21 protein-coding genes are annotated in these 24,560 nt (G+C 68.4%); 9 read left to right on the top strand and 12 right to left on the bottom strand.

What is annotated here, in order from left to right:
- Positions 1-29 precede the first annotated feature (29 nt).
- From gyrB to dnaA, 6 genes are all read right to left on the bottom strand, one after another.
- Positions 30-2,012 (bottom strand): DNA topoisomerase (ATP-hydrolyzing) subunit B, encoded by a 1,983-nt coding sequence (gene gyrB / locus J7E22_RS06380; RefSeq protein ID WP_214979955.1) that lies wholly within the window; start codon positions 2,010-2,012, stop codon positions 30-32.
- 133 nt (positions 2,013-2,145) lie between these two features.
- Positions 2,146-2,646 (bottom strand): DUF721 domain-containing protein, encoded by a 501-nt coding sequence (locus J7E22_RS06375; protein WP_214979953.1) that lies wholly within the window; start codon positions 2,644-2,646, stop codon positions 2,146-2,148.
- Positions 2,646-3,833, bottom strand: coding sequence for a DNA replication/repair protein RecF (gene recF, locus J7E22_RS06370; protein WP_214979951.1), 1,188 nt, complete (start codon positions 3,831-3,833; stop codon positions 2,646-2,648). Before recF ends, J7E22_RS06375 begins: the two co-directional genes overlap by 1 nt.
- Positions 3,834-3,864: 31 nt before the next feature.
- A complete protein-coding gene (gene gnd / locus J7E22_RS06365) occupies positions 3,865-4,752 on the bottom strand; it encodes a phosphogluconate dehydrogenase (NAD(+)-dependent, decarboxylating) (RefSeq protein WP_214979950.1) in 888 nt (295 codons plus the stop codon).
- A 70-nt stretch (positions 4,753-4,822) separates the two neighbouring features.
- Positions 4,823-5,968: a DNA polymerase III subunit beta gene (gene dnaN / locus J7E22_RS06360; protein ID WP_214979948.1), complete on the bottom strand. Its 1,146-nt coding sequence runs from the start codon at positions 5,966-5,968 to the stop codon at positions 4,823-4,825.
- Between the two features lie 452 nt (positions 5,969-6,420).
- The gene (gene dnaA, locus J7E22_RS06355) at positions 6,421-7,887 is read right to left on the bottom strand and encodes a chromosomal replication initiator protein DnaA (protein ID WP_214979947.1); all 1,467 of its coding nucleotides are present in this window, start codon (positions 7,885-7,887) and stop codon (positions 6,421-6,423) included.
- Between the two features lie 495 nt (positions 7,888-8,382).
- Between dnaA and rpmH the strand changes: the two genes are divergently transcribed.
- The 8 genes from rpmH to J7E22_RS06315 all read left to right on the top strand — a co-directional run bounded on the left by rpmH (position 8,383) and on the right by J7E22_RS06315 (position 13,446).
- On the top strand, positions 8,383-8,520 hold the full coding sequence (gene rpmH, locus J7E22_RS06350) for a 50S ribosomal protein L34 (RefSeq protein ID WP_055951440.1): 138 nt from the start codon (positions 8,383-8,385) through the stop codon (positions 8,518-8,520).
- Between the two features lie 61 nt (positions 8,521-8,581).
- Positions 8,582-8,932 carry a ribonuclease P protein component gene (gene rnpA, locus J7E22_RS06345; protein WP_214979946.1) on the top strand — a complete coding sequence of 117 codons (351 nt, stop codon included), beginning with the start codon at positions 8,582-8,584 and terminating at the stop codon, positions 8,930-8,932.
- Positions 8,929-9,336: a membrane protein insertion efficiency factor YidD gene (yidD, locus tag J7E22_RS06340; protein WP_214979945.1), complete on the top strand. Its 408-nt coding sequence runs from the start codon at positions 8,929-8,931 to the stop codon at positions 9,334-9,336. Before rnpA ends, yidD begins: the two co-directional genes overlap by 4 nt.
- Before the next feature lie 8 nt (positions 9,337-9,344).
- On the top strand, positions 9,345-10,313 hold the full coding sequence (yidC, locus tag J7E22_RS06335) for a membrane protein insertase YidC (protein ID WP_214979944.1): 969 nt from the start codon (positions 9,345-9,347) through the stop codon (positions 10,311-10,313).
- The gene (locus J7E22_RS06330) at positions 10,314-10,865 is read left to right on the top strand and encodes a R3H domain-containing nucleic acid-binding protein (protein WP_214979943.1); all 552 of its coding nucleotides are present in this window, start codon (positions 10,314-10,316) and stop codon (positions 10,863-10,865) included. It abuts the gene before it with no gap.
- Positions 10,862-11,506, top strand: coding sequence for a 16S rRNA (guanine(527)-N(7))-methyltransferase RsmG (gene rsmG / locus J7E22_RS06325; protein WP_214979941.1), 645 nt, complete (start codon positions 10,862-10,864; stop codon positions 11,504-11,506). Before J7E22_RS06330 ends, rsmG begins: the two co-directional genes overlap by 4 nt.
- 81 nt (positions 11,507-11,587) lie before the next feature.
- A complete protein-coding gene (locus tag J7E22_RS06320) occupies positions 11,588-12,481 on the top strand; it encodes a ParA family protein (protein ID WP_285439844.1) in 894 nt (297 codons plus the stop codon).
- On the top strand, positions 12,481-13,446 hold the full coding sequence (locus J7E22_RS06315; RefSeq protein WP_214979939.1) for a ParB/RepB/Spo0J family partition protein: 966 nt from the start codon (positions 12,481-12,483) through the stop codon (positions 13,444-13,446). Before J7E22_RS06320 ends, J7E22_RS06315 begins: the two co-directional genes overlap by 1 nt.
- Positions 13,447-14,001: 555 nt before the next feature.
- On the opposite strand, the gene J7E22_RS06310 is transcribed toward J7E22_RS06315, so the two are convergent.
- The 6 genes from J7E22_RS06310 to J7E22_RS06285 all read right to left on the bottom strand — a co-directional run bounded on the left by J7E22_RS06310 (position 14,002) and on the right by J7E22_RS06285 (position 22,993).
- A complete protein-coding gene (locus tag J7E22_RS06310; RefSeq protein WP_251008809.1) occupies positions 14,002-14,652 on the bottom strand; it encodes an ElyC/SanA/YdcF family protein in 651 nt (216 codons plus the stop codon).
- 16 nt (positions 14,653-14,668) lie between these two features.
- The gene (locus J7E22_RS06305; RefSeq protein WP_214979935.1) at positions 14,669-15,631 is read right to left on the bottom strand and encodes a D-alanine--D-alanine ligase; all 963 of its coding nucleotides are present in this window, start codon (positions 15,629-15,631) and stop codon (positions 14,669-14,671) included.
- 50 nt (positions 15,632-15,681) lie between these two features.
- Positions 15,682-16,983, bottom strand: coding sequence for a PLP-dependent aminotransferase family protein (locus tag J7E22_RS06300; RefSeq protein WP_214979933.1), 1,302 nt, complete (start codon positions 16,981-16,983; stop codon positions 15,682-15,684).
- Between the two features lie 209 nt (positions 16,984-17,192).
- Positions 17,193-17,519: a thioredoxin gene (gene trxA / locus J7E22_RS06295; protein ID WP_214979931.1), complete on the bottom strand. Its 327-nt coding sequence runs from the start codon at positions 17,517-17,519 to the stop codon at positions 17,193-17,195.
- 83 nt (positions 17,520-17,602) lie between these two features.
- Entirely contained in the window at positions 17,603-18,601 is a 999-nt protein-coding gene (gene trxB, locus J7E22_RS06290; RefSeq protein ID WP_214979930.1) for a thioredoxin-disulfide reductase, read from the bottom strand.
- A gap of 183 nt (positions 18,602-18,784) precedes the next feature.
- On the bottom strand, positions 18,785-22,993 hold the full coding sequence (locus tag J7E22_RS06285; RefSeq protein WP_214979928.1) for a DUF6049 family protein: 4,209 nt from the start codon (positions 22,991-22,993) through the stop codon (positions 18,785-18,787).
- 123 nt (positions 22,994-23,116) lie between these two features.
- On the opposite strand from J7E22_RS06285, the gene J7E22_RS06280 reads away from it, so the two are divergent.
- A complete protein-coding gene (locus tag J7E22_RS06280; protein WP_214979926.1) occupies positions 23,117-24,553 on the top strand; it encodes a CCA tRNA nucleotidyltransferase in 1,437 nt (478 codons plus the stop codon).
- Positions 24,554-24,560: the final 7 nt, after the last annotated feature.

Genomic DNA, 24,560 nt, shown 5'->3' with positions numbered 1-24,560 from the left:
CACCGCGCCTCCAGGCGAGGGTCCGGAGGTCAGATGTCCAAGAACCGGACGTCCTTGGCGTTCTGCTGGATGAACTGACGGCGGGCGTCGACGTCCTCCCCCATGAGCGTCGCGAACACGCTGTCGACGGCCGCGGCGTCTTCGAGGGTGACCTGCAGGAGCGTGCGGGTGTCCGGGTTCATCGTGGTGTCCCAGAGCTCCTTGTAGTCCATCTCGCCGAGACCCTTGTAGCGCTGGATCCCGTTGTCCTTCGGGATGCGCTTGCCCGAGGCGATGCCCGACTGCAGCATCGCGTCGCGCTCGCGGTCGCTGAACACGTACTCGTGTGCGGAGTTCGACCACTTGAGGCGGTAGAGCGGCGGCTGCGCGAGGTACACGTACCCGCGCTCGATGAGCGGACGCATGTACCGGAACAGCAGCGTCAGGAGCAGCGTCGTGATGTGCTGACCGTCGACGTCGGCATCGGCCATGAGCACGATCTTGTGGTACCGGGCCTTGTCCGGGTCGAAGTCCTCGCCGATGCCGGCACCGAACGCCGTGATCATCGACTGGATCTCCTGGTTCGCCAGGGCGCGGTCGAGCCGGGCCTTCTCGACGTTCAGGATCTTGCCGCGGAGGGGCAGGATCGCCTGGGTCAGCGGGTTGCGCCCCTGCACGGCGGAACCACCGGCGGAATCACCCTCGACCATGAAGATCTCGGAGACCGTCGGGTCCTTCGACTGGCAGTCCTTGAGCTTGCCGGGCATGCCACCCGACTCGAGCAGACCCTTGCGCCGCGTGGTCTCGCGGGCCTTGCGGGCGGCGAGGCGCGCCTGGGAGGCCTGGATCGCCTTGCGGACGACGTCTCGCGCCTGCGTCGGGTTGCTCTCGAACCAGTGGGTGAGCTCGGTGCCGACGACGCGCTGGACGAAGGACTTGGCCTCGGTGTTGCCGAGCTTCGTCTTGGTCTGGCCCTCGAACTGCGGCTCGGCGAGCTTCACGGAGATGACGGCGGTCAGACCTTCGCGGATGTCGTCACCCGTGAGGTTGTCGTCCTTCTCCTTGATGATCTTGGCTTCGCGCGCGTACTTGTTGACGAGCGTGGTGAGCGCCGCACGGAAGCCTTCTTCGTGGGTCCCGCCCTCGTGCGTGTTGATCGTGTTCGCGAAGGTGTGGACGCTCTCCTGGTACGAGGTGTTCCACTGCATGGCGACCTCGAGCGCGATCTTGCGGTCCGTGTCCTCGGACTCGAACTCGATCACGTCGGGGTGGACGAGGTCGGCCTTCTTCTGCGCGTTCATGTACTCGACGTAGTCGGCCAGCCCGCGCTCGTACAGGAAGGAGTCGTTCCGCGCTTCTTCGCCGTCGTCGGGCGTGCGCTCGTCGTGCAGGGTGATCCGCAGGCCCTTGTTGAGGAAGGCCATCTGCTGGAAGCGCGTGCGGAGGGTCTCGTAGTCGAACTCGACCGACTCGAAGATCTCGGCGTTCGGCCAGAAGGTGATCGTGGTGCCGTGCTCGTCGGACGCTTCGTCCTTCGACAGCGGCGCGACGGGGACGCCGTCGGTGTAGCTCTGGCGCCAGACGTGGCCCTGCTGACGGACCTCGACGTCGAGTTCCGAGCTGAGTGCGTTCACGACCGATGATCCGACGCCGTGCAGACCGCCGGACACCGCGTACGCGCCGCCGCCGAACTTGCCGCCGGCGTGCAGGACGGTCAGGACGACCTGGACCGTCGAGACGCCTTCCGCAGCGTGGATGCCGACCGGGATGCCACGGCCGTTGTCGACCACGCGGACGCCGCCGTCGGCACGGATCGTGACGTTGATGGTGTCGCAGTACCCCGCGAGCGCTTCGTCGACGGAGTTGTCGACGATCTCCTGCACGAGGTGGTGGAGTCCACGGGGACCGGTCGAGCCGATGTACATGCCCGGACGCTTCCGGACGGCCTCGAGGCCTTCGAGGACCTGAATCTGGTCTGCACCGTAAGCCGGTTCGTCGGTGGTCTTCCGGTCGTCGTCAGATCCTGATGCCATGTCGAAAGTGCTCCCGCCTGCGCACGGAACGCCCGCGCACTGCACCCGTCAGTCTACCGTAGGGCCCCCTCCTTCGAGGGCTCATCCGGCCCTCTGACAGCCTTTTTCGCCACCAGAGGATGATTTCGTCGGCTCAACCGTAGGTGTCGCGAGGGCCGCGCCCCTGGACCGTCCTGAGGCCGCGTTTCCAGGTGGGGGCGTCCGGGCCGGAAACCCGGATCGATTCCACCCCGGCTTCGGGGTGCCGTTCCGCGATCGTCGTGGTGACGGTGCTGCGCATCAGACGGAGCTGCGTCGCCCAGGCGGTCGAGTCGCAGCGGATGACGAGTGCGCCGTCCTCGATGGTCATCGGCGTGGAGTGCTTCGCGAGTTCGTCACCGACCACGCTCGACCAGTCGACGAAGAGTTCCGACCGTGCCAGGGACTCCGTCCACCCGAGTTCCGCGGCGAGGGATCCGACGACGTCACCGAGCCCCCGCGGTTCGCGACCCCGGCCGTACGGCACCGAGTCGGCATCGAGTTCGCGGGCTCGACGTCGGCGTGCGTCGACGCCGCGTTTCGACGGGTCCCCGAACACGGCCCGGAGGTGTCGGTAGACCTTCGAGGGTTCGGCGGGTTTCCACGGCTTCGGCATCAGGCCACGTCCGGCGCCACGTCGTCCACCACGATGGTGCCCGCCTCGATGCGGACGGTGTGCGCGGTGAGCTGTCCCGGGACGTCGCCGTGGACCGCTGCGGTGATGAGCACCTGCTCGTAGTCCACGACCGCGTTCGCCAGCCGCTCCCGGCGGGACTCGTCGAGTTCGGCGAAGACGTCGTCGAGGATGATGATCGGGTCGCCCAGGCTCGACTCGGTGCGGAGGATCGACGCCGACGCCAGCTGTACCGCGAGCGCGAAGGACCAGGACTCCCCGTGACTAGCGTACCCACGGGCTGGTAACCCGTTCAGCTGGAAGAGCACGTCATCGCGGTGCGGTCCCACGAGGGTCAGCCCGCGGTCGAGTTCGTCCCGCCGTCGGCGTTCGAGCGCTGCACGGAAGGCCTCGGCCGCGGCGGCGATCGTGACCGGCTCGTCGGGGGTCCCGAGCACCGGGTCGGTGGCGGACGCGTCCTCCGGGTCGCCACCGCGGACGCTGAGGACGCCGGTGATGGAGGCTTCGTGCCGTTCGCCGGCGACCGTGGCGTAGGCCTCGGCGACGAACGGCGCGAGCCGCCGGGTCAGGTGGTCCCGACCGGCGATGATCTCGGAACCGAACGCGACGAGCCGCTCGTCCCAGACGTCGAGCGTCGACAACGCACCGGCCTTCGCACCGGTGGATCGAGCGGACTTCAGCAGCGTGTTCCGCTGGCGGAGCGTGCGGTCGTAGTCGGCGAGGACGCCCTGCATCCGCGGTGCGATCTGGCCGAGGAGCTCGTCGACCATGCGCCGGCGACCGGCGGGCTCACCACGGACGAGCGCGAGGTCCTCCGGAGCGAAGAGGACGCTCGTGCAGTACCGCGGGAGTTCCCGGGGCTTGATCGCCGACCGGTTCACCTGCGCGCGGTTCGCTCCCGTGCGGTTGATCTGGACCTCGGCCAGGATGCTGCGGTCCTCGTGCGCGAGCCGTGCCCGCACGATCGCGGCGTCGCAGCCCTGTCGGACGAGGGCTGCATCGGTGGGCACGCGGTGCGAGCCGAGCGTGGACAGGTACCCGATCGCCTCGACGAGGTTCGTCTTGCCCTGGCCGTTGCGGCCGACGAACAGGTTCGGCCCGCGTGCGAGGTCGACATCTGCCTCCCGGTAGTTCCGGAAGTCGGTGAGTTGCAGGTGATCGACGTGCACGCGGGCCGTGGCCGGGTCGCCCCGGAGAGGGCTAGGCCTTCTTGACGGCGTGGCCGCCGAACTGGTTGCGGAGTGCTGCGACGGCCTTCATCGTCGGCGACTCGCTGCCCTGACGGGAGACGAAGCGCGAGAAGATGGCCGCGGAGAGCGCGGGCATCGGCACGGCGTGCTCGATCGCTTCCTCGAGGGTCCAACGGCCCTCGCCGGAGTCCTCGACGTAGCCCTCGAGCTCGGCGAGCTTCGGGTCCTCGTTGAGGGCGAGCACCATGAGGTCGAGCAGCCAGGAGCGCACCACGGTGCCGCGCTGCCACCCGGCGAAGACCGCCGGGACGTCCTTGATCAGGTCCTTCGCCTCGAGGAGCTCGAAGCCCTCACCGTAGGCCTGCATGATCGCGTACTCGATGCCGTTGTGCACCATCTTCGCGTAGTGACCGGCGCCGATCGGGCCGGCGTGCGAGAAGCCTTCCTCACGCGGACCCTCGGGGCGGAGCGCGTCGAAGACGGGCATCGCGAACTCGACGTCCTTGGCATCACCGCCGACCATCAGGCCGTAGCCGTTGTCCTTGCCCCAGACGCCACCCGAGACGCCGGCGTCCATGTAGCGGATGCCGTTCGCCGCGAGCTGCTCGGCGTGCACGGTGTCGTCGAGCCACTTCGAGTTGCCGCCGTCGATGACGAGGTCGCCCTCGCCCAGGACACCGGCGAGCTCGGTGATCACGTCGTCCGTGATCTTGCCGTGCGGCACCATGACCCAGACGAGCTTCTGACCCTCGGGGAGGGCGGCCGCCAGGTCGGCGAGGCTGGCGACGTCGGAGACGGCGGGGTTGGCGTCGTAACCGGTGACGTCGATCCCAGCGTTACGGAGACGGGCACGCATGTTGTTGCCCATGCGACCAAGGCCCACAAGACCGATGTGCATGATTTCCTCTTCTTGTTCGTCGTCGCGCTGCTGCTGTGTCGAGAGCGCCAGCGCAGGATGGCTGTTGCGACTACCGCAGCAGCAGGTTGGGCTGGAGCAGGTAGCGGTACCCGTCCGTCGCGGGGGCCTCTTGCGAGGTCTGTCCGGTGATGAGCACCGGGCCCGGCTTGTTCGGGTTCTCCGTCTTGGTGAAGGAGATCCGGACGAACTCGGAGTGCACCGCGTTCAACCCGTCCAGGAGGAACGCCGGCTTCAGTGAGACCACCGTGTCCTCCCCGGTCAGCAACGCACTGATCGACTCTGATGCCTGCGCTTGTTCGGAACCGATCGCCTCGAGCGTGAGCCCGTCGACCGTGAAGGAGAACCGGAGCGCGGCTTCGCGCTCCAGGACGAGGGAGACCCGTCGGACGGCCTCGACCAGTTCCGCGGTGTTGATGACCGCGTGGTCGTTGACCGTCTCCGGGAAGAGCCGGCGGACCGGCGGGTAGTTGCCCTTGATGAGCAGGGACGTCACGGTCTTGTCGTCGGCGTGGAACGCGATGAGTTCCCGCTCGGCGTTGCCGCTGATCGAGACCGACACCGTCGAGGCCGAGCCGAAGGTGCGACCGACCTCTTGCAAGGTGCGAGCCGGGACGAGTGCCTTGAGCGGGTCGGCACCGACGCGACCGGAGTCCCACGCGATCGTCCGGACGGCCACGCGGTATCGGTCGGTGGCGATGAGGGACAGGTCGTTGTCGCCGACCTCGAGCTGGACGCCGGTGATGACCGGGGTGACGTCGTCACGGCTCGCGGCGACGGCCACCTGCGAGACGGCTTCGGAGAAGGCATCGCCGGGGATGACACCGGTCTGCGGACCGATCTCGGGGAGCGTCGGGTACTCCTCGACCGGCATGGACAGGAGCGTGAAGTGCGCCGAACCACAGGTCACCGAGATCCGGGAGTCCTCGGTGGCGAACGTCACCGGGGCGTTCGGCAGGCGGCTCGCGATGTCGTTGAGCAGACGACCTGACACCAGGACCGTGCCCGGTTCGTCGATCTGCGCCGTGATCGAGGTCTGTGCCGAGACCTCGTAGTCGAACGACGAGAGCGTCAGGTGATCCGCATCGGCGTGGATCAGGACACCAGACAGGATCGGGAGGGTCGTGCGCTGTGGGAGGAGTTTCACCGCGAAGGAGACGGCTTCGGAGAAGACGTCCCGGTTGACCTCGAACTTCACAGCTGGGACCCCTGTCGATCGGTTGGACTGTCCGGCCGCCCCATTGTGGCACAGCGCAGGTGGACCCGGATTTCTTGTCATCCCGCCATCCACAAGGTTGGCCCCCTGAGATCAATGGTTAACCAGGAGTAATGGTGTTAACGCCTGTGCACACTGTGGATAACCCTGTTGAGACCGCTCGGCGACAGGGAACTACAAGCGTGTGACTTGTGGGCGGCGTGTGAGCGGCGTCTGGATGAATGAATCTCATCTATCCACTTCCATCCCCAGTTTCCACAGTTGCCCCTGTCGCTGTGAACAACCGGGCGGCGTGTCCTCCACAGTTATCCACAGGCTATCCACACTGTGAGAACTCCGGCCCATGGAACCGTCTCAGATGGTGGACGCGCGCGGAAACGGGCCGATCCGGCGGAATCGACCCGTGCCTCCAGGCCGGTGCGAGCGCATCGCGCTCAGCGGTACCGGCGGTCCTGCTTGATGCGCGAAGTGAGTTCGGTGACCTGGTTGTAGATCGACCGGCGCTCCTTCATCAGCTCCGTGATCTTCTTGTTGGCGTACATCACCGTGGTGTGGTCGCGGTTGCCGAAGAGCTGGCCGATCTTGGGCAGCGACAGGCTCGTGAGCTCCCGGCACAGGTACATCGCGATCTGACGCGCCGTGGCGATCGCCTGCGACCGCGAGGAGCCGTAGAGGTCGTCGACCGAGAGCTTGAAGTACTCCGCGGTGTGGTTGATGATGTCCGTCGGCGCCACGACGTTGTCCTCGTCGAGCGTGATGAGGTCCTTGAGGACGGTCTGCACGAGGGCCATGTCGACGGCCGTCCGGTTCAGGCTCGCGAACGCCGTGACACGGATCAGCGTCCCCTCGAGCTCCCGGATGTTGCTGGAGACCTTCGACGCCATGAACTCGAGGATGTCGTCGGGCACCTGCAGGTGGTCGGACTGCGCCTTCTTGCGGAGGATCGCGATGCGCGTCTCGAGCTCGGGTGCCTGCACGTCGGTGATGAGGCCCCACTCGAAGCGCGAGCGCATCCGGTCCTCGAAGCCCGTGAGGTGCTTCGGCGCGACGTCCGAGGTGATCACGACCTGCTTGTTGTGGTCGTGCAGCGTGTTGAACGTGTGGAAGAACGCCTCTTGCGTCGAGTCCTTCCCCTGCAGGAACTGGATGTCGTCGATCAGCAGGATGTCGATGTCGCGGTACCGCTGCTGGAACTGGTTCGACCGGTTGTTCGCGATCGAGTTGATGAAGTCGTTCGTGAACTCCTCGCTCGACACGTACCGCACCCGGATCCCCGGGTAGAGGCTCTCGGCGTAGTGGCCGATCGCGTGCAGCAGGTGTGTCTTGCCGAGTCCGGAGTCCCCGTAGATGAAGAGCGGGTTGTAGGCCTTCGCGGGCGCTTCGGCCACGGCGACGGCGGCGGCGTGCGCGAAGCGGTTCGACGAGCCGATGACGAAGTTGTCGAAGTTGTACTTCGGGTTGAGCCGGGACTCCGGGCGGCCGTTCGAGCCGGACGAGTCGATCTGGCTCGGGACGAAGGGTGCCTCGATGTACTGGCGCGGTGCGGCGCTCTGCTCGACGGCGACCGTGGCGGGGGCGGCGTACTCGGGCACCGCGGACGGCACGATGCTGTCGACCCGCGGCTCGGAGGCCATGTCAGGGTTCACGGTGATGGCGAAGTTCGCGACCGTGTCGTCACCGATCCGGGCGACCGCCTCGGTGATCGGGATGCGGATGCGCTGCTCGAGCATCCCCCGGGTGAGGTCGTTCGGGACCTCGAGGTAGAGCGTCCCGGCGAGGACGCCCTTCGGTTCCACCAGGTTGAGGAACCCGTGCAGCTGCGGCGTGATGCGGGAGTCCTCGGCGAGGAGTGCGAGCACCGAGGACCAGAGGTCCTGGACGGGGTCGGCCGGCAGCGTCATGTCGCGCTCGTCTCCAGGTCTCATCGGGTGGTGTGCTGTGGACGTACCGGGACCGGATCCGCGCTCGATCGCAGCCGATCGAGTCGTTCCGCCCCCTCGGATCGCCCTGGGGCGTCCGTCGCAGTCGGTGCCGACGGGCCGTTTGGCGCGAGCCGTCGGGGATCCGAGGACGATCGGAGTCCACAGGGTTGTCCACAGTCTTGTCCACGACCGTTTCGTTGCCCGCTACGAGGGGGATCCCCGTCGTACCGGGGCAGGGCCGGTCGATCACACCACTGTAAAGGACCGGGCCGCGTCGTACCGAACGGAAGTTGTCCCCAGTGTGGAGAATGGACTCGCACGCGTCGGCGGGCAGCGCGTTTGACCTGTCCGCTGCTGTCACGTACCGTTATCCAGTTGACTGCGGCCGCTTGGTCGCGCCCATCTGCGTCGTTCGAACCGCGAACGACTACGCATACGTGACGGCTCGCCGCGAGCAGCCGTGTGGAGAAGATCATGAGCAAGCGCACCTTCCAGCCGAACAACCGTCGCCGGGCCAAGAAGCACGGCTTCCGCCTCCGCATGCGCACCCGCGCCGGTCGCTCGATCCTCGCTGCGCGCCGCGCCAAGGGCCGCACCGAGCTCAGCGCCTGATCCAGCTGCGCCTGATCGGGCTCGCTCCGATCTCATCTCGGCCGGGCACCCGGTAGCGATCGTGTTGGCTCCCGCCAACCGCATCGTCCGCGGTGCGGACTACCGGTCCACCGTGCGTCGTGGTCGCAGGAGCGCCACGGCGCACGTGGTCGTATCCGTGGTCCGACGACCCGGTGCCGACACCGGCCCGACGCGCTTCGGCTTCATCGTCGCGAAGACGGTCGGGAACGCGGTGACCCGCAACCTGATGCGCCGTCGGCTCAAGGCCATCGCGCACGAGCTGCTCGTCGCCACCCCCACCGGGTACGACGTGGTCGTGCGGGCTTTGCCAGCCGCCGCGCAGGCCGGGTGGCCTACCCTGCTCGAAGACGTCTCGCGCTCCTTCGCGCGCGGTGTGGAGAAGGCCGCATGAACCGCAACCAGTGGACCCGGCTCGCCTGGGTCGTTGCGTTGCTCCCTCGCAACGCATGTGTCGTCGTGCTGCGCGCCTACCGTGCGGTGATCTCCCCGCTCTACGGCAACGTCTGCCGCTACCACCCGTCGTGCTCCCGGTACGCGCTCGAGGCGATCCAGCAGTACGGGGTCGTCCGCGGTTCTGCCATGGGAGCCTGGCGCATCGCCCGCTGCAACCCCTGGGCCGCCGGCGGCATCGACGACGTCCCTGATCGGCGTCGCCCCTACATCGTCAACCGGTTCGGGTTCGTCCTCGCGCCGGCTCCGCAGCAGCCGCAGCCCGCGGCCGGTTCCCGTCCGTCGCAGCGATCCGCCGCGACTGCGCAGCCGGTCCTGCTCCCCCAGCGCACTCGAAAGGCGTGACCGTCCCCATGGACATCATCGGTACGATCCTCTGGCCGCTCAAATGGGTGGTCTCGGCCATCCTCGTCGGCTTCCACTGGGTCTTCGAGAACCTCGGTATGGACCCGAACGAGGGCATCACCTGGGTGCTCTCGATCATCTTCCTGACGTTCGTGGTCCGCGCCGCGCTCATCCCGATCTTCGTGCGGCAGATCAAGTCGCAGCGCCGCATGCTCGAGGTGGCTCCGCAGCTGAAGAAGATCCAGGACAAGTACAAGGGCAAGAAGGACCAGTTCTCGCGTGAGGCCATGAGCCGCGAGACCATGGCGCTGTACAAGGAGACCGGGACGAACCCGCTGAGCTCCTGCCTGCCGCTGCTGATCCAGATGCCGATCTTCTTCTCGCTGTACTCGGTTCTGCACACGGCGCAGATCAACAAGACCGGCATCGGCCTGCTGACGAACACGCTGGCGCAGTCGTTCGGCAACGCGAAGCTCTTCGGCGCTCCGCTGCACGAGACCTTCACGAACGCCACCGGGTGGGAAGTCCGTGCGATCGCCGGCTTCATGATCGTGGTGATGACCGCGTCGCAGTTCATCACGCAGCTGCAGCTCGTCGCGAAGAACATGTCGCCGGAGACCAAGGCGTCCCCGATGTACCGCCAGCAGAAGATGATGCTGTACATCCTCCCGCTCGTGTTCGTGATCTCGGGCCTCTCGTTCCCGCTCGGCGTCATGTTCTACTGGCTCGCGTCGAACCTCTGGACGATGGCCCAGCAGTACTTCGTCATCCGCAGCATGCCGACCCCGGGGTCCGAGGCCGCTCTGGCCCGCGAGGCCCGCCTGGCGAAGCGTGCGCAGCGCCGTGGGACGCCGGTGGGCGCCCTGGCGGAGGCCGGGACGGGTGCTTCGGTGGCCGAGGTTGAAGCGGCCCGCATGACCACCCAGCGCCAGCAGCCGGTCGGCAAGAACCGTGCCAAGAAGAACGGGAAGAAGTAAGTGACCGATCAGGACACCGCCGCGACCGTCGAGCCGACCGCCGTTGACTCCGCTGCCGTTGAGACCACGGCCGTCGAGCCGCTTGCGGATGAGGTGTCCGAGAGCGCGACCCGCGATGAAGCCGACATCGCTGCCGACTACATCGAGGAACTCCTCGACATCTGCGACCTCGACGGGGACATCGAGATCGAAGAGCGCGCCGGGCGCGTGTACCTGTCGGTGACCGACACCGGGGACGCACTCCGCGTGCTGTCGAAGCCGGACACCGTCACCGCGCTGCAGGAGCTCACCCGCATCGCCGTGCAGGCCGAGACGGGCGAGTTCAGCCGACTCATCCTGGACGTCGGCGGCTCGCGGGACGCCCGCGCCACCGAGCTCCAGCGACTCGTCGACACGGCGATCGAACGCATCGAGGCGGGGTCACCGTCTGCCGCCCTCCCGCCGATGTCGTCGTACGAGCGGAAGCTCGTGCACGACCTCGTCGCCGAGAAGGGGTTCCACTCGGAGTCCGAGGGCGAGGGTCGGGACCGCCACACCGTCGTCACCCGATGACGGACGAGTCCACCGCGGTGCTCGAGGCAGAACCGGTTGCTGCTGCGCAGCTGTTCGGCGACCGCATCGACGTCGCGCGTTCGTTCGCGAACGAACTCGCGAGGCGCGGTGAGGAACTGGGCCTGATCGGCCCGCTCGAGTTGCCTCGACTCTGGACGCGACACATCCTCAATTCTGCCTTGCTGGCTCCCCTTCTGGAGGCTGGTGGTCACGTCGGTGACGTCGGTTCCGGTGCCGGGTTACCCGGGTTGGTCCTGGCGATCGCGCGCCCGGACGTGCGCTTCACGCTCATCGAACCGATGGAGCGCCGCGTGGACTGGCTCACGTCGGAGGCCGAGCGGCTCGGCCTGGAGAACGTCGCGGTCGTTCGTGCACGAGCAGAGGACGTCGCAGACTCAGTCGTCGTCGACCAGGTCACCGCGCGCGCGGTCAGCGCCCTGTCCAAGCTCATCCCGATCACCGTGCCGCTCGTCCGCTCAGGCGGACAGCTCCTCCTGATGAAGGGCGCGCGGGTCGAGGACGAGATGGAGAAGGCGCGCAAGGTCATCCTCCGGAAGCGCCTGTCCGACGTCGAGGTGCTCGAGCTCGGGGTCGGTGTGGTCGACGAGACCACGCGGGTCTTCCGGGCTACAGTTGACTGACGCTGCAGCTCGGGTCGGTGTCACCGGCCGGCAGCGGCTCCGCGTTTCACGTGAAACATCGAACCGGGGAAGAGGATCTCGTTGAGCTCATCGACCGACTACGACGCGTCGACGCCGCTTGCGCGCGAGATCGCTGACCTGAACCGTCGACGCCGCGCGATCGCCACGCAGCAGTTCCCGCTTCCGTCGAAGACGCGCATCGTGACGGTGTCCAACCAAAAGGGTGGCGTGGGCAAGACCACGAGCACCGTGAACCTCGCTGCCGCCCTGGCGCACGGTGGGGCCCGGGTTCTGGTGATCGACCTGGACCCGCAGGGTAACGCCTCGACCGCGCTCGGCGTGAACCACCAGGCTGAGGTGGCGAGCATCTACGACGTGATCGTCGACGAGGCGCCCATCGCGGACACGGTGCAGCGCTCCCCCGAGTCCGACACCCTGTGGTGCGTGCCGGCAACGATCCACCTCGCCGGCGCGGAGATCGAGTTGGTGTCGCTCGTGGCCCGCGAGCAGCGGTTGCGTACCGCGCTGGAGCAGTACCTGGAGTCGTTGGACGAGCCGTACCACTACGTGTTCATCGACTGCCCGCCGTCGTTGGGTCTTCTGACGATCAACGCGTTCGTCGCAGCGCAAGAGGTACTCATCCCGATCCAGTGCGAGTACTACGCGCTCGAAGGGTTGAGCCAGCTCTTGCGGAACATCGAGCTGATCGAGCGGCATCTCAATCCACATCTGCGCGTGTCGACGATCCTGCTGACCATGTACGACGGCCGGACGAACCTGGCGAACCAGGTGGCCGCGGACGTCCGCGAGCACTTCGGTGACCAGGTCCTGAAGACGATGATCCCCCGGTCGGTCCGCGTCAGCGAGGCGCCGAGCTACGGGCAGAGCGTGGTCTCGTACGACGTCAACTCCACCGGGTCGCTCTCCTACTTGGAGGCGGCTTCCGAGATCGCAGCACGAGGAGCGCAGGACTGATGGCACCGAAGCGAACCGGACTCGGCCGAGGGATCGGCGCACTGATCCCCACCGCGACCGATCAGCAGGACCGACCGGTCGACGTGTTCTTCCCGACGGGCGGCACTCCGGGGTCGGCTCCGACCGCTGAGGATCTGCTCGCGGTTCCGGGTGCGCGGCTGGCGAACCTCAACCCGCTCGACATCGTTCCGAACGCGCAGCAGCCGCGCAAGGAGTTCCGCGAGGAGGAGCTCCAGGAGCTCGTGCACTCGATCCGCGAGATCGGGGTGCTCCAGCCGATCGTCGTGCGCCCGGTAGCCGTTGCGCCGGGGACCCCTGCCCAGTACGAGCTCATCATGGGTGAGCGGCGACTCCGGGCGACGAAGGAGCTCGGGCTCCCGACGATCCCCGCGATCGTCAAGGAAACCCCTGACGACGTCATGCTCCGGGATGCGCTGCTGGAGAACCTGCACCGCGCGAACCTCAACCCGCTCGAAGAGGCGTCCGCGTACCAGCAGTTGCTCGCCGACTTCGGCATCACGCAGGAGGAGCTCGCGCAGCGCATCGGCCGGTCGCGGCCGCAGATCACGAACACGATCCGACTGTTGCGTCTCCCCTCCCCCGTGCAGCGACGTGTCGCGGCCGGCGTTCTGTCGGCCGGTCACGCGCGAGCGATCCTGGCGGCGCCGGACGCGGAGGCGATGGAGTACCTCGCCGAGAAGATCGTCAACGAAGACCTGTCCGTGCGCGCGGCGGAGGCCATCGCGCAGCAGCTCGCTGCGAAGGCTCCGGTCAAGAGCAAGGCGGAGCCCTCGAAGCGGCAGGCGCACTTCAACGACCTGGCGGACCGCCTCGGTGATCGTCTGAACACGCGCGTCAAGATCGCGGTCGGTGCGCGGAAGAGTTCGGTGACGATCGAGTTCGCGAACGGCGATGACCTGAACCGCATCCTCGGAGAGCTCGGCGTCGAGGACGTCTCCGTCTGACATGCTCTGCCCCGCTGCTTGTCCGGAGCGGAGAGGCCTCGTGACGGGCGTCGACCACGCAGCGGCCGACCCGTGCTGCCCGTGCGGCGGGGGCGGGGGGCCGTGGGGACGAAGCACGGTCGATCGCTGGCAGGTGTGGTCCAGGGGCGGGTGCCGAACCCGGAGCGTAGCCCGGCGCTGGCCCCATTAGCCGCTGTGTGCCGTTGTGCGGCCCGAGGATTGCCGGAGCGCCCCGGAAGGTCGCCAAGCTCATGCGAGTCCCTCAGCTCCCCGCCTGTGGCCACTGTGCGCAACGGCGACGGTTCGTAGGCCGTTGCGGATCCGATCGGGCTGCGTCGAGCTCGGCCGAGAGGATCGTCTGCGTTCCGGCTTCGGCGGTCCAGCGCAGGCACACTCGGCGCGAACGACCCCGTGACCCCTCGCTGGGCTCGGTCCATGTGAGAACTGAGGTCGGCATGTTCCATGTGGAACGTGCGGTGGCGACTCCTGTTGGCTTCCTCAACCCTGTCGGCAGGTCGGCGGGCAAGGGGTCGTTCCACGTGGAACATCCCTGCGTCAGTGTCGAAGCGTGTGGAGCTTCCACAGACCGATGGCGGCGAACATCGGCTTGAACGCGATCAGCTCACCGGCACGGTATTCGCGGGCATTGACCAGTCGCGCTGCGAGGTCCGGCCGCATTCGCTGCAGGTGGATCCGAGCCTTCTCCGCGTGCAGACTGCCCGACACGAAGGCGATCCAATCGGCATCCTCGAGAATCGGCAAGACGTTCCGGACGTTCTCCCACGTCGACCGACTGTCGGTCTCGGTGATGATCTGTCCCGACCAACCCTGACGCCGATGGATGTACTGCGCCAGCAGGAGTGCTTCCGGGGTCGTGCCGCGCACCGCTCCCCCGGTGCAGACCATCGTCACGACGGATGACCGGTCCCCGCGGCCGACCGAGGAGTCAGCACCGAGCAGCCGCGCGGCTCGGACGGCGGCCCGTCCACGCCACCGGTTCACCGCGTTGACCCGGGGTCCGGCGTTCGCAAATCCGAAGACGACGACGCCCCGTTCGCCGTGCTGCGGAGCCAGCCGGTACGGACCGTGGAGCGATGCGCGCCAGTGCGCGGCCTCGCCGATCGCCAGCACGCCAGCCCCGGCCACGACGATCCAGCGGACCGCCCGAAAGACCGGACGACGACCCCGACGTTCCACGTGGAACATCGTCACGAGGAGAGCGTCAGGACCGGTGGTCGCGGATGGCCTGCTCGGCCAGCTCGGCATAGGTCCAACCGAGGTCGAACCCCGAGGCGAGGAGTGCCTGTGGCAACAACGACGTCTCGGTGAGTCCGGGGAGCACGTTCGCCTCGAGGAACCACGGGGTTCCTGCAGCGTCCACGATGAGGTCGACGCGCGAGAGGTGGCGCAAGCCGAGCGCCTCGTGCGCTGCCACCGCAGCCTGGGCGGCGGCCGACGCATCGTCGTCGCTGAGACGGGCCGGCGTGAAGAAGGTCGTCTCCCCGGCGTTGTAGCGCGCCTCGAACCCGTAGGTACCGCTGCGCGGAACGATCTCGACCGCCGCGAGAGGTACCGGGCCGTCGCCCGTGTCGATGATCCCCAGCGCGATCTCGGTCCCGCGGATGAGCTGCTCCACCACGACATCGTCGCAGTACGTGTACGCGGTCACCATTGCACGGGGAAGGTCGTCCACGTCCTCCACGAGCGTGACACCCTGCGCACTCCCACCGCGCGCCGGCTTCACGGCGAGCGGAACGGGGTGCTCGGCGGCGATGCTCTCGAGGACCCCGACGGCACCGAGCTCACGGAAGACGTCGTGCGACAGCGTCACCGAGCGCGGGGTGCGGATCCCTGCGCGTGCTGCCAAGGCCGACGCAGTCGGCTTGTCCCATGCCAGCCGAGCCGACGTGGATCGCGAGCCGACGAACGGGATGTCCACCGCCTCCAGGATGCCGCGCAGCGCACCGTCCTCACCGGACGCGCCGTGCAGCGCCGGCCACACGACGTCCGGGCGGTTCTCCGCCAGGGCAGGCAGGAGCGACGCGTCGGCGTCTCGGAGATCGACCTGCCAGCCGTACCCGGAGAGCGAGTCGGCGACGCGACGACCCGAGCGGAGCGAGACGTCGCGCTCGTGCGAGATACCGCCGGCGACGACCACGACGTGGCGACGAGTGAGCTCGGTCATGCGGGGGTCCTCCTGCGGATCAGACGGTGGTGGAGAAAGAAAACCGCAGGTCAGGAGACGTTCGGCGGCGGAGCGGTGACGGACGATTCGCGGATGACGTTCACCGGTCGTGTCGCGGAGCCGAAGGTCTCGATGAGCTCGAGCTCGCCGTTGACGACGTTGGCCAACCGCTTGATGCCGACGCGGATCTGTTCCGGCGTGGGGTAGCAGAACGACAGGCGGATGTGGCCGGCGCCGCGCCCGTCCGCGAAGAACGCGGTCCCCGGCGTGTAGGCGACGAGTTCCTTCACCGCCCGCGGCAGCATCGCCTTGGAGTCGAGGGACTGCGGCAACGTGAGCCACACGAAGAACCCGCCGTTCGGGCGCGTCCAGGACAGGTCGGGCAGGAACTCGCCGAGTGCGGCGAGCATCGCGTCGCGGCGCTCGGCGTAGATGCCCCGGAAGGTGTCGACCTGGCCCTTCCAGTCCGCCGCGTCGAGGTACGCGTTCACGACGTACTGGCCGAACGAGTTCGGTGCGAGCACCGCGGACTCGTTCGCGAGCACGAGCTTCTCGCGGATCGCGTGCGGTGCGAGCGCCCAGCCGACGCGGAAGCCCGGAGCCAGGGTCTTCGAGAAGGAGCCGAGGTAGACGACGCCTTCCTCGTCGATGGAGCGGATGGCCTGCGGCGCGGGCTCGTCGAACCAGAGGAGACCGTACGGGTTGTCCTCGAGGACCAGGATGTTGTTCGAGCGGCAGATGTCGAGGATCTCGATGCGCCGCTCCCGGCTCATCGTGACGCCTGCGGGGTTGTGGAAGTTCGGGATCGTGTACAGGAACTTGATCCGCTTGCCTTGGGCACGGACGTTCGTGATGGCCTCACGGAGGGCCTCGGGCACCAGGCCGTTGTCATCGGTGGTGACGTGCACCGTCTCGGCCTGGTACGAGCGGAACACACCGATCGCGCCGACGTACGAGGGCGACTCCGCCAGGACGACGTCACCCGGATCGATGAACAGTCGTGTGACGAGGTCGAGCGCGTGCTGGGAGCCCGTGGTGACGACGACGTCCTCCGCGCTGGCACGGATGCCCTCGAGGCTCATGATGTCGACGATGTGCTCACGGAGCGACCGGAGACCCTGTCCCCCGCCGTACTGCAGGGCCATCGCCGCGTGCTCGTTCATCACGCGGTCCAGTGACCCGGTGACGAGCTCCCGCGGCAGGGCGGACACGAAGGGCATCCCACCGGCCAGTGAGACCACCTCGGGGCGCGAAGCGACGGCGAACAGGGCTCGGACCTCGGAGGCGCTCAGCCCGGCGGTGCGCTGGGCGTAGGAGTCGTACCAGGGGTCGAGGCTGTTGCCGTTCGTCATGAGTGCTCCGATCAGTGGGACATTCCCGCCACACTACGACATCCGTTGCTGAAACCTGAGGCCTTGCGAGGGGGCCGATCCTGAACGGGTGGCATGCCCGCGCCCACGGGACTCCCCCGGACACGGGAACGGCCCCGCCCTCCTGGTGGAGAACGGGGCCGTTCGGGGTGCTGGCCCCTCGTGCTGCTGGGGCCTGGTGCAGTCCGGACCTACGCGAGGAACTCGGCGAGGTCGGCCTCGAGCGCGGGCTTCGGCTTCGCGCCGATGACGGTCTTGACGACCTCGCCACCACGGAAGACCTTCATCGCGGGGATCGACGTGATCTGGTAGTTCATGGCCGACTGCGGGTTGTCGTCGACGTTGAGCTTGACGATCTCGATCTTGTCGGCGTGCTCCGCCGCGATCTGGTCGAGGATCGGCGACACGGCGCGACACGGGCCACACCATTCGGCCCAGAAGTCGACGAGGATCGTCTTGTCGGACTTCAGGACCTCGTCCGAGAAGGTGGCGTCGGTGACTGCCTTGGCGTTGGACATGAGTGTCCTTTCGTGTCAGATCGGTTCGTGGGTGTCAACGGAGCAGGGCACGTCGGTATTCCGGCAGCCTGCTGGCCGCTCGGTCAGACCGTGGCGGCGTTGACCTCGATGGTGGCCGGCTCCGAGGGCGTGCGGCCCTCGGCCTGGTCGGTGAGACCGTGGTCGAGGTCGGCGAGGTACTTCTCGGCGTCGAGCGCCGCGACCGTGCCGGAACCGGCAGCGGTGATCGCCTGACGGTAGGTGGGGTCGATGACGTCACCGGCGGCGAAGACACCCGGCAGGTTGGTGCGCGACGAACGCCCCTGGACGGCGATGGTGCCCTCCGGTGCGAGGTCGAGCTGTCCGTGCACGAGGTGCGTGCGGGGGTCGTTGCCGATCGCGATGAAGAGTCCGTCGAGGGCGAGCTCCGACGTCTCACCGGTGACGGTGTCGGTCAGGGTCACGCCGGTGACCGCGGTGTCACCCGTGATCCCGGTGACTTCCTTGTTCCACGCGAACTCGATCTTGGGGTCGTTCATCGCGCGGTCCTGCATGATCTTCGACGCACGCAGGGAGTCCTTGCGGTGGATCACCGTGACCTTGTCCGCGAAGCGGGTGAGGAACGTGGCCTCTTCCATCGCGGAGTCGCCACCACCGACGACGGCGATGTTCTTCTGACGGAAGAAGAAGCCGTCACAGGTGGCGCACCAGGAGACGCCGTGACCGGACAGGCGCTGCTCGTCCGGGAGGCCCAGCTGGCGGTAGGCGGAGCCCGTGGCGTAGATGACCGCGAGGGCTTCGTACGTCTCGCCGGATCCGACGGTGACCTTCTTGACCGGACCGTTCAGGTCGACGGACACGGCGTCGTCGTACAGGACCTCGGCGCCGAACTTCTCCGCCTGTTCCTGCATCTTGATCATGAGGTCCGGGCCCTGGATGCCCTCCGGGAAGCCCGGGAAGTTCTCGACCTCGGTCGTCTTGGTGAGCTCGCCGCCCGTCTCGACGCTCGACGCGACGATCAGGGGCTTGAGCTCCGCGCGCGCGGCGTAGATGCCGGCGGTGAACCCGGCAGGACCGGAACCGATGATGATGAGCTGGCGCATGCCTGGCTGCCCTTCCGTAGTGGTGCTGACCGGGTCAACCAATGGTAGCCGGGTCGTATTCCGGGGCACCTGGCCGCCGGTCAGCATCGGGCGCCGACGCCGACGCCGACGCCGACGCCGACGCCGACGCCGACGCCAACGCCAGCGCGAACGTCAGCGTCACCACGAGCGGCAGCGGGCGCTTCAGCGTCCGAGTCGGCTGCGCACGAGATCGACGGCACCGCGGATCTCGCCGTTCTTCGCGACGACCAGGGCGCCGAAGTACACCAGGACCATCACGGCGCCGGTCAGGACCAGGGTGACCAACGCTCCCGTGACGTCGGCCATCGCGAACCCGGCGGCCGAGAACGCCCCGAAGAAGTTCGCGACGACCAGACCCGCGACGCCGGCGATCAGTGCCGCGATGACGAACTGCACGTGCGAGCGGGTCACGATCGCGCCCTCGATGCCGTCGAGGCGCTTCCGGACGAGCACCAGGGCGACGACGGTCTGGGCGGACCCGGCGATCGTCGTGCAGATCGCGATGCCGACGCCGATCGACGAGCTGGGCAGCATCGCGACCGACAGAGCTCCGATCACGAACAGGCCCGACTGCACGAGCTGCATCAGGAACGGGGTGCGGTGGTCGTGCATCGCCCAGAACACGCGCTGGATGATGAAGAGCATGCTGAACAGCACGAGCCCCGGCATGTAGGCGACGAGGACGAAGGCCATCGCCTTCGTGTTGCCGAACTCGTTCTCCCAGATCCGGGCGAACGGCATCGCCGTGACGATGAGCGCCACCGACGCGAAGACCGTGAACAGTCCCACGATGCGCAGGGACAGCGACAGGTTGCGACGGACGGCCGCCAGGTCCCCGCGCTCGGCGTCGTGGCTCATCCGCGTGAAGTACGCCGTCGCGATCGACACCGTGATGATCGAGTGCGGCAGCATGAACAGCAGCCACGTCGTGCTCAGCGTCGCGTTGCCAGCACCGGTCGCCAAGGACGCCACGCGAGCCTGGACGACGCCGGCGAGCTGCGTGACGAGGATCATCGCGAACAGCCACCCGGCAGCCGTCCCGGTCGACTTCAGCCCGACCCCGCGCCAGCGGAAGTCCGGTCGGAACGTCAGCCCCGCGCGCCGCCAGAAGAACGGCAGGAACGCCGCCTGGGCGAGCACGCCGAGCGAGGCGCTGCCGGCGAGTACCGCGATCTTGAGCGGGGTCCAGGCGTCCGTCGCTGCGTTCTCGCCACGGCCGCCGAACAGCGCGATGAACAGGATGAGTCCGGCGATCGCGATCACGTTGTTGAGCAGCGGTGCCCAGGTGAACGGGCCGAACACCTGCTTGGCGTTCAGCACCTCGCCGAGGAGCGAGTACATCGCGTAGAACAGGATCTGCGGCAGGCACCAGAACGCGAACGCCACCGCGAGGTCCGTCGTCGAGGCGCTGAAGCCCTTGCCGCCGTCGCCCGCGCTCTGGCTGTACAGGCGGACGAGCATGGGCGCGAGCAGGGTCGCGGCGACGGTGATCACGAGGAACGCCGACCCACCGAGCGTGACGATCTTGTTGACGTACGCGGTGCCGCCGTCGGTGTGCTGCTGCATCGAGCGGACGATCTGCGGGATCAGCACGGCGGACAACAGGCCGCCGGCGATGAGCGCGTAGATGTTGTTCGGCAACTGGTTGGAGATCGCGAAGGCGTTGGCCGCGTCGGAACCGGTGTTGCCGATCGCGAAGGCGAGGACGAAGGTCTTCGCGAACCCGAGGATGCGGGACACCATGGTGCCCGCCGCGAGCATCGCGCTCGCCCGGCCGAGGCTGCGCTCGGCCGCCGGCTCGGCGTCGACGGACTGCTGCGGCTGGGTGACGCTGATGGTCGGCTCGTCGGGGTCCTCCGACCCTTCGGTGCGGCTCGCCTGGTCGGTCGGGAGGCCCGGTTCGGCTCCGCCGGGTCGGCTCGCGGTCGCCGCGGCGGTGGACGGGGCGATGGGCCCGCGCGCGACGTGGAGGCCAGCGGTCGAACTCGCGTGCCGCGAGCTCGCGTGCCGCGGCGGCATGACCAGCGTGCTCGTGCCCGCTCCGGTGCCCGTCGAGCCGGAACCGGTCGAGCTCGCGGCGGACGCCCCGGCCAGGGTGGGCTGCACCGCGAGCGGACGGTTCGGGTCCTCGTCGTCCTCGTCGTCGAGCTCCCCGTTGCGGCGACGCACCCGCTTCCGGATGCTGCGGAAGATGCCGAAACCGAAGATGCCGATCAGCGCGATCGCGGCCGCGGCGGTGATGACGGTCTCCCACTGTGCCTGGACGTTGAGCTGCACGGTCGCCGGCTGCGCGATCTCCACGCCCGTCGGGCTCGACAGCCGCATCGTGAGCTGCACGGTGCCGTTCGCGACGGACTGCACGGGCACCGTCGTCCGCGTGGACGAGTCCTTCTGGATCTTGACGACGATGTCGTTCTGCACGATGTGCAGCGCCGAACTCGACGGTTGCACGGAGAGCCGCACCGTGACGGGGTACTCGGAGCTGTTGCGGAGCGAGATCGGCAACGACGACTTGTCGCCGAGCAGGGTCAGACTGCTCGAGTCGACGATGCTCACCGCCGAGGCGCGCTTCGCCCAGTCGGCGGTCCGGGCATCGATCGCGGAGCCGAGGCGGTCGTCCGTGCGCCAGGCGTTCGAGGCGAGTGCCAGCAACCGGAGCCGTGCGGGTGCGGTCAGGTCGGTCGGGGTGTCGAGCGCGGTCGCGAACCCGGAGAGCTCCTGCTCGCCACGGACCAGGCGGGCGAGCTGGTCGATCCGGGCGTCGCTGTCGGCGTGCGGGGTCAGGGTGAGCGACCCAGCGGTGACCGATGCCGCCGTGGACAGGTCGGCGGGCGAGACCCAGGGCGTGCTCTCGAGGGCGTCGAGCGCCTGGCTGAGCCGCCCGGAGTCCGTCGGCCACGTGCGGTCGAGGGTCAGGAGGACCGGGCCGCTCGCGGTGCCGGCTCGTGCGGCGGTCGCCAGGGTCGCCGTCAGTTCGGCCATCGCCGTCGCGTACTCGTGCTGGGTCGGTGCCGTGGCGGCCGCCCGCAGCAGTTCCGACATCGAGCGGTCCGACACCAGGACGTGGTCGTTCCCGATCCGCTCGGACGCCGGGATGGTCGTGTCGGCGCCGGCCGAGGTGTTGTCGCTCGAGAGGATCGTGCTCTTCACGCCTGCGGCGCGGAGGGCGCCGAGGTCGGCCGTGGCGACGGTGGCGTCCTCCGGCCAGGCGATGGACGACATCGAGTACGGGAAGTCGAGGAGCGACTGCGTGGTGGGGATCATCGCCGGCTGGTCGGTCGAGCCACCGTTCGTCGAGCCACCGTTCGTCGAATCGCCGTTGGTCGAGCCGCCGTTCGTCGCATCCGCGGCGTTCGGGCGCCCAGTGGCCCCGGCGGTCGGCGTCGTGCTGGCGGACGGCGTCGTGGGCGTGCCCGTCGGCGTCGGGGTCGGGGTGGGTGTCGCCGCTCCGGGGAAGTCGTCGGCGTTGATCTCCTGGTCGAGCGAGATCGGCGACAGGATCCCCGCGGACCCTGCCTGCCGGAGCCCGGTGACGTCGGCGTCTGCGTAGGCGAGCGCGAAGGTCTCGTTGCGGAGCCCTTCGAGCCGGTTGAGCCACGCCGTCGCGCTCGAGGGCGCGTTCTCGCCGAGGATCCGGATGGAGGCGATGATGCGCGGGTCGATCGCGAGGGCGACGTTGTGTCCCTGCGCTGCGTCGAGCTGTTGGGTGAGTGTGCCGTCGACGGCGGTGGCGGACGCGAGGGTGCTCGCCGACAGGAGGGACTCGCTCGTGGCGGGCACCGTGATCGGCATCGCCACGGAGACGCCGAGCGGCGCCTGGTCGAACGCGGGGTTCCACGTGATCGCGGACCGACCGACGGCGGTGGTCGCACCGGCCGTGTACGCCGCTGCGATGCGACGGGCACCGAACGAGGAGTACCCGCCGAGACCGAGGTTGCCCGGCACGATGTCGATGGAGTCCACGGTCACCGAGTGGTGTGCCGGGACCGCCGGGACGCCGACGTTCCCCATCGGGGCGCCGAGGTAACCGGTCGTACTGGTTTCGGAGAGCCAGTCGGCGAGCACGTCGCGGGTGCTCGCGGACCGGAAGATGTCGAGGTCGGCCGTGCCGGCGGGGAGGTCGGCGTCGGTGTTGTTCGTCACGGTGAGCGTCAGCTTCAGGTCGCCGTCGCGCTGCACCACCCCGCGGTCCGCGGGGGCGATCGAGACGGTCGTCGTCCCGGGGGTCGCCGCGGTCGGGAGCGCGGTCGGCGTGGTGGTCGCCGTCGCGGCCGTGGCGCTCGGCAGGTCGGCGGCGGTCGGCGCGACGACGAGTCCGAGCGCGACGAGGGCCGACGCGGCGGCGGCGAGCGTGGAGCGGAAGATCTGCATACGAGGAGGCACGTGGTCGGTTCGGGCCGTGACGAGTGTATGAGGCGAGACCATGAACGGTCCCCGTGCGCGCGGTGGATGTGGAGAACTCGGGACCGGTGATCTGGGAGGATGAGGACCGTCATGCACTCCGTTGCCCAGGCCGTCGAGCGACTCGACGCACTCGCCGCCACCGAGCCCGTCGCACTCCTCGCTCGGACCTTCGCCGACGCCGGGTACGAGCTCGCCCTGGTCGGTGGTCCCGTGCGCGACGCCTTCCTGGGCCGCCCGGTCACCGACCTCGACTTCACGACGGACGCCCGACCGGACGACGTCCTGCGGATCGTCGAGCCGATCGCCGACGCCACCTGGGACGTCGGGCGGGCCTTCGGCACCATCGCCGCCCGCGTCCACGGCGAGCAGGTCGAGATCACGACCTACCGCAGCGACGTCTACGACGGCGCGACCCGGAAGCCCGAGGTCGCCTTCGGCGAGACCATCCAGGACGACCTCCTCCGCCGTGACTTCACGGTCAACGCGATGGCGCTCCGACTCCCCCAGCGGGAACTGGTCGACGTGCACGGCGGGGTCGAGGACCTGCTGGCCGCACGACTCCGCACGCCGCAGGCCGCGGTCGTGTCCTTCCGTGACGACCCGCTCCGCATGATGCGTGCCGCCCGGTTCACTGCCCAGCTCGGGTTCACGGTCACCGACGACGTGCGGGACGCGATGACCGAGCTCGCCGACTCCATCGAGATCGTCTCCGCCGAACGCGTGCGCGACGAGCTCGTGAAGCTGCTCGACACGGCGGACCCGGTGCCGGGCCTCCGGCTGCTGGTCGACACCGGACTGGCCGAACGGTTCCTGCCCGAGCTGCCGGCGATGCGCCTGGAGATCGACGAGCACCACCATCACAAGGACGTCTACGAGCACTCGCTCACGGTGGTGACGCAGGCCATCGGGTACGAGGCCGAGCGGCACCCGGGCGACGCACCGGACACGATCCTGCGTCTCGCCGCGTTGCTGCACGACATCGGCAAGCCCGCGACCCGGAAGCTCGAGCCCGGCGGCGCCGTGAGCTTCCACCACCACGACCTGGTCGGTGCGAAGCTCGCGAAGAAGCGCCTGCGTGCGCTCCGGTTCGACAACGACACCATCGCCGCGGTCGCACAGCTCATCGAGCTGCACCTGCGCTTCTTCGGGTACACCGAGGGGGCGTGGACCGACTCCGCCGTGCGTCGCTACGTGCGGGATGCCGGGCCGCAGCTCGAACGCCTGCACGAGCTCACCCGGTCCGACGTCACGACCCGGAACCGCCGGAAGGCAGATCGGCTCGCGTTCGCGTACGACGACCTGGAGCACCGCATCACGGAGCTCGCCGAGCAAGAGGAACTCGACTCGATCCGTCCCGACCTGACCGGCGACGACATCATGCGGATCCTCGACATCCCACCGGGGCGTGCCGTCGGCGAGGCGTACCGCTACCTGCTCGAGGTCCGCATGGACGAGGGGCCACTCGACCCCGAGAACGCCGAGGAACGCCTGCGCACCTGGTGGGCCGCCCGCGACACGGGCGCCTGACCAGTGC

Source organism: Curtobacterium sp. ISL-83, from assembly GCF_018613895.1.
GTDB lineage: Bacteria > Actinomycetota > Actinomycetes > Actinomycetales > Microbacteriaceae > Curtobacterium.
Note: the sequence above shows the minus strand (reverse complement) of the source record. Positions and strands in the feature narration are given on the sequence as shown.

Coding starts and splice junctions, on each gene's coding strand:
- J7E22_RS06375 (WP_214979953.1), bottom strand. CDS start 2,646: ATGCCGAAGCCGTGGAAACCCGCCGAACCCTCGAAGGTCTACCGACAC.
- gyrB (WP_214979955.1), bottom strand. CDS start 2,012: ATGGCATCAGGATCTGACGACGACCGGAAGACCACCGACGAACCGGCT.
- trxA (WP_214979931.1), bottom strand. CDS start 17,519: ATGTCCAACGCCAAGGCAGTCACCGACGCCACCTTCTCGGACGAGGTC.
- dnaA (WP_214979947.1), bottom strand. CDS start 7,887: ATGACGCTGCCGGCCGACCCCGTCCAGGACCTCTGGTCCTCGGTGCTC.
- J7E22_RS06305 (WP_214979935.1), bottom strand. CDS start 15,631: ATGACCGAGCTCACTCGTCGCCACGTCGTGGTCGTCGCCGGCGGTATC.
- J7E22_RS06315 (WP_214979939.1), top strand. CDS start 12,481: ATGGCACCGAAGCGAACCGGACTCGGCCGAGGGATCGGCGCACTGATC.
- rpmH (WP_055951440.1), top strand. CDS start 8,383: ATGAGCAAGCGCACCTTCCAGCCGAACAACCGTCGCCGGGCCAAGAAG.
- J7E22_RS06310 (WP_251008809.1), bottom strand. CDS start 14,652: ATGTTCCACGTGGAACGTCGGGGTCGTCGTCCGGTCTTTCGGGCGGTC.
- gnd (WP_214979950.1), bottom strand. CDS start 4,752: ATGCACATCGGTCTTGTGGGCCTTGGTCGCATGGGCAACAACATGCGT.
- yidC (WP_214979944.1), top strand. CDS start 9,345: ATGGACATCATCGGTACGATCCTCTGGCCGCTCAAATGGGTGGTCTCG.
- trxB (WP_214979930.1), bottom strand. CDS start 18,601: ATGCGCCAGCTCATCATCATCGGTTCCGGTCCTGCCGGGTTCACCGCC.
- J7E22_RS06280 (WP_214979926.1), top strand. CDS start 23,117: ATGCACTCCGTTGCCCAGGCCGTCGAGCGACTCGACGCACTCGCCGCC.
- J7E22_RS06285 (WP_214979928.1), bottom strand. CDS start 22,993: ATGCAGATCTTCCGCTCCACGCTCGCCGCCGCCGCGTCGGCCCTCGTC.
- J7E22_RS06300 (WP_214979933.1), bottom strand. CDS start 16,983: ATGACGAACGGCAACAGCCTCGACCCCTGGTACGACTCCTACGCCCAG.
- rsmG (WP_214979941.1), top strand. CDS start 10,862: ATGACGGACGAGTCCACCGCGGTGCTCGAGGCAGAACCGGTTGCTGCT.
- yidD (WP_214979945.1), top strand. CDS start 8,929: ATGAACCGCAACCAGTGGACCCGGCTCGCCTGGGTCGTTGCGTTGCTC.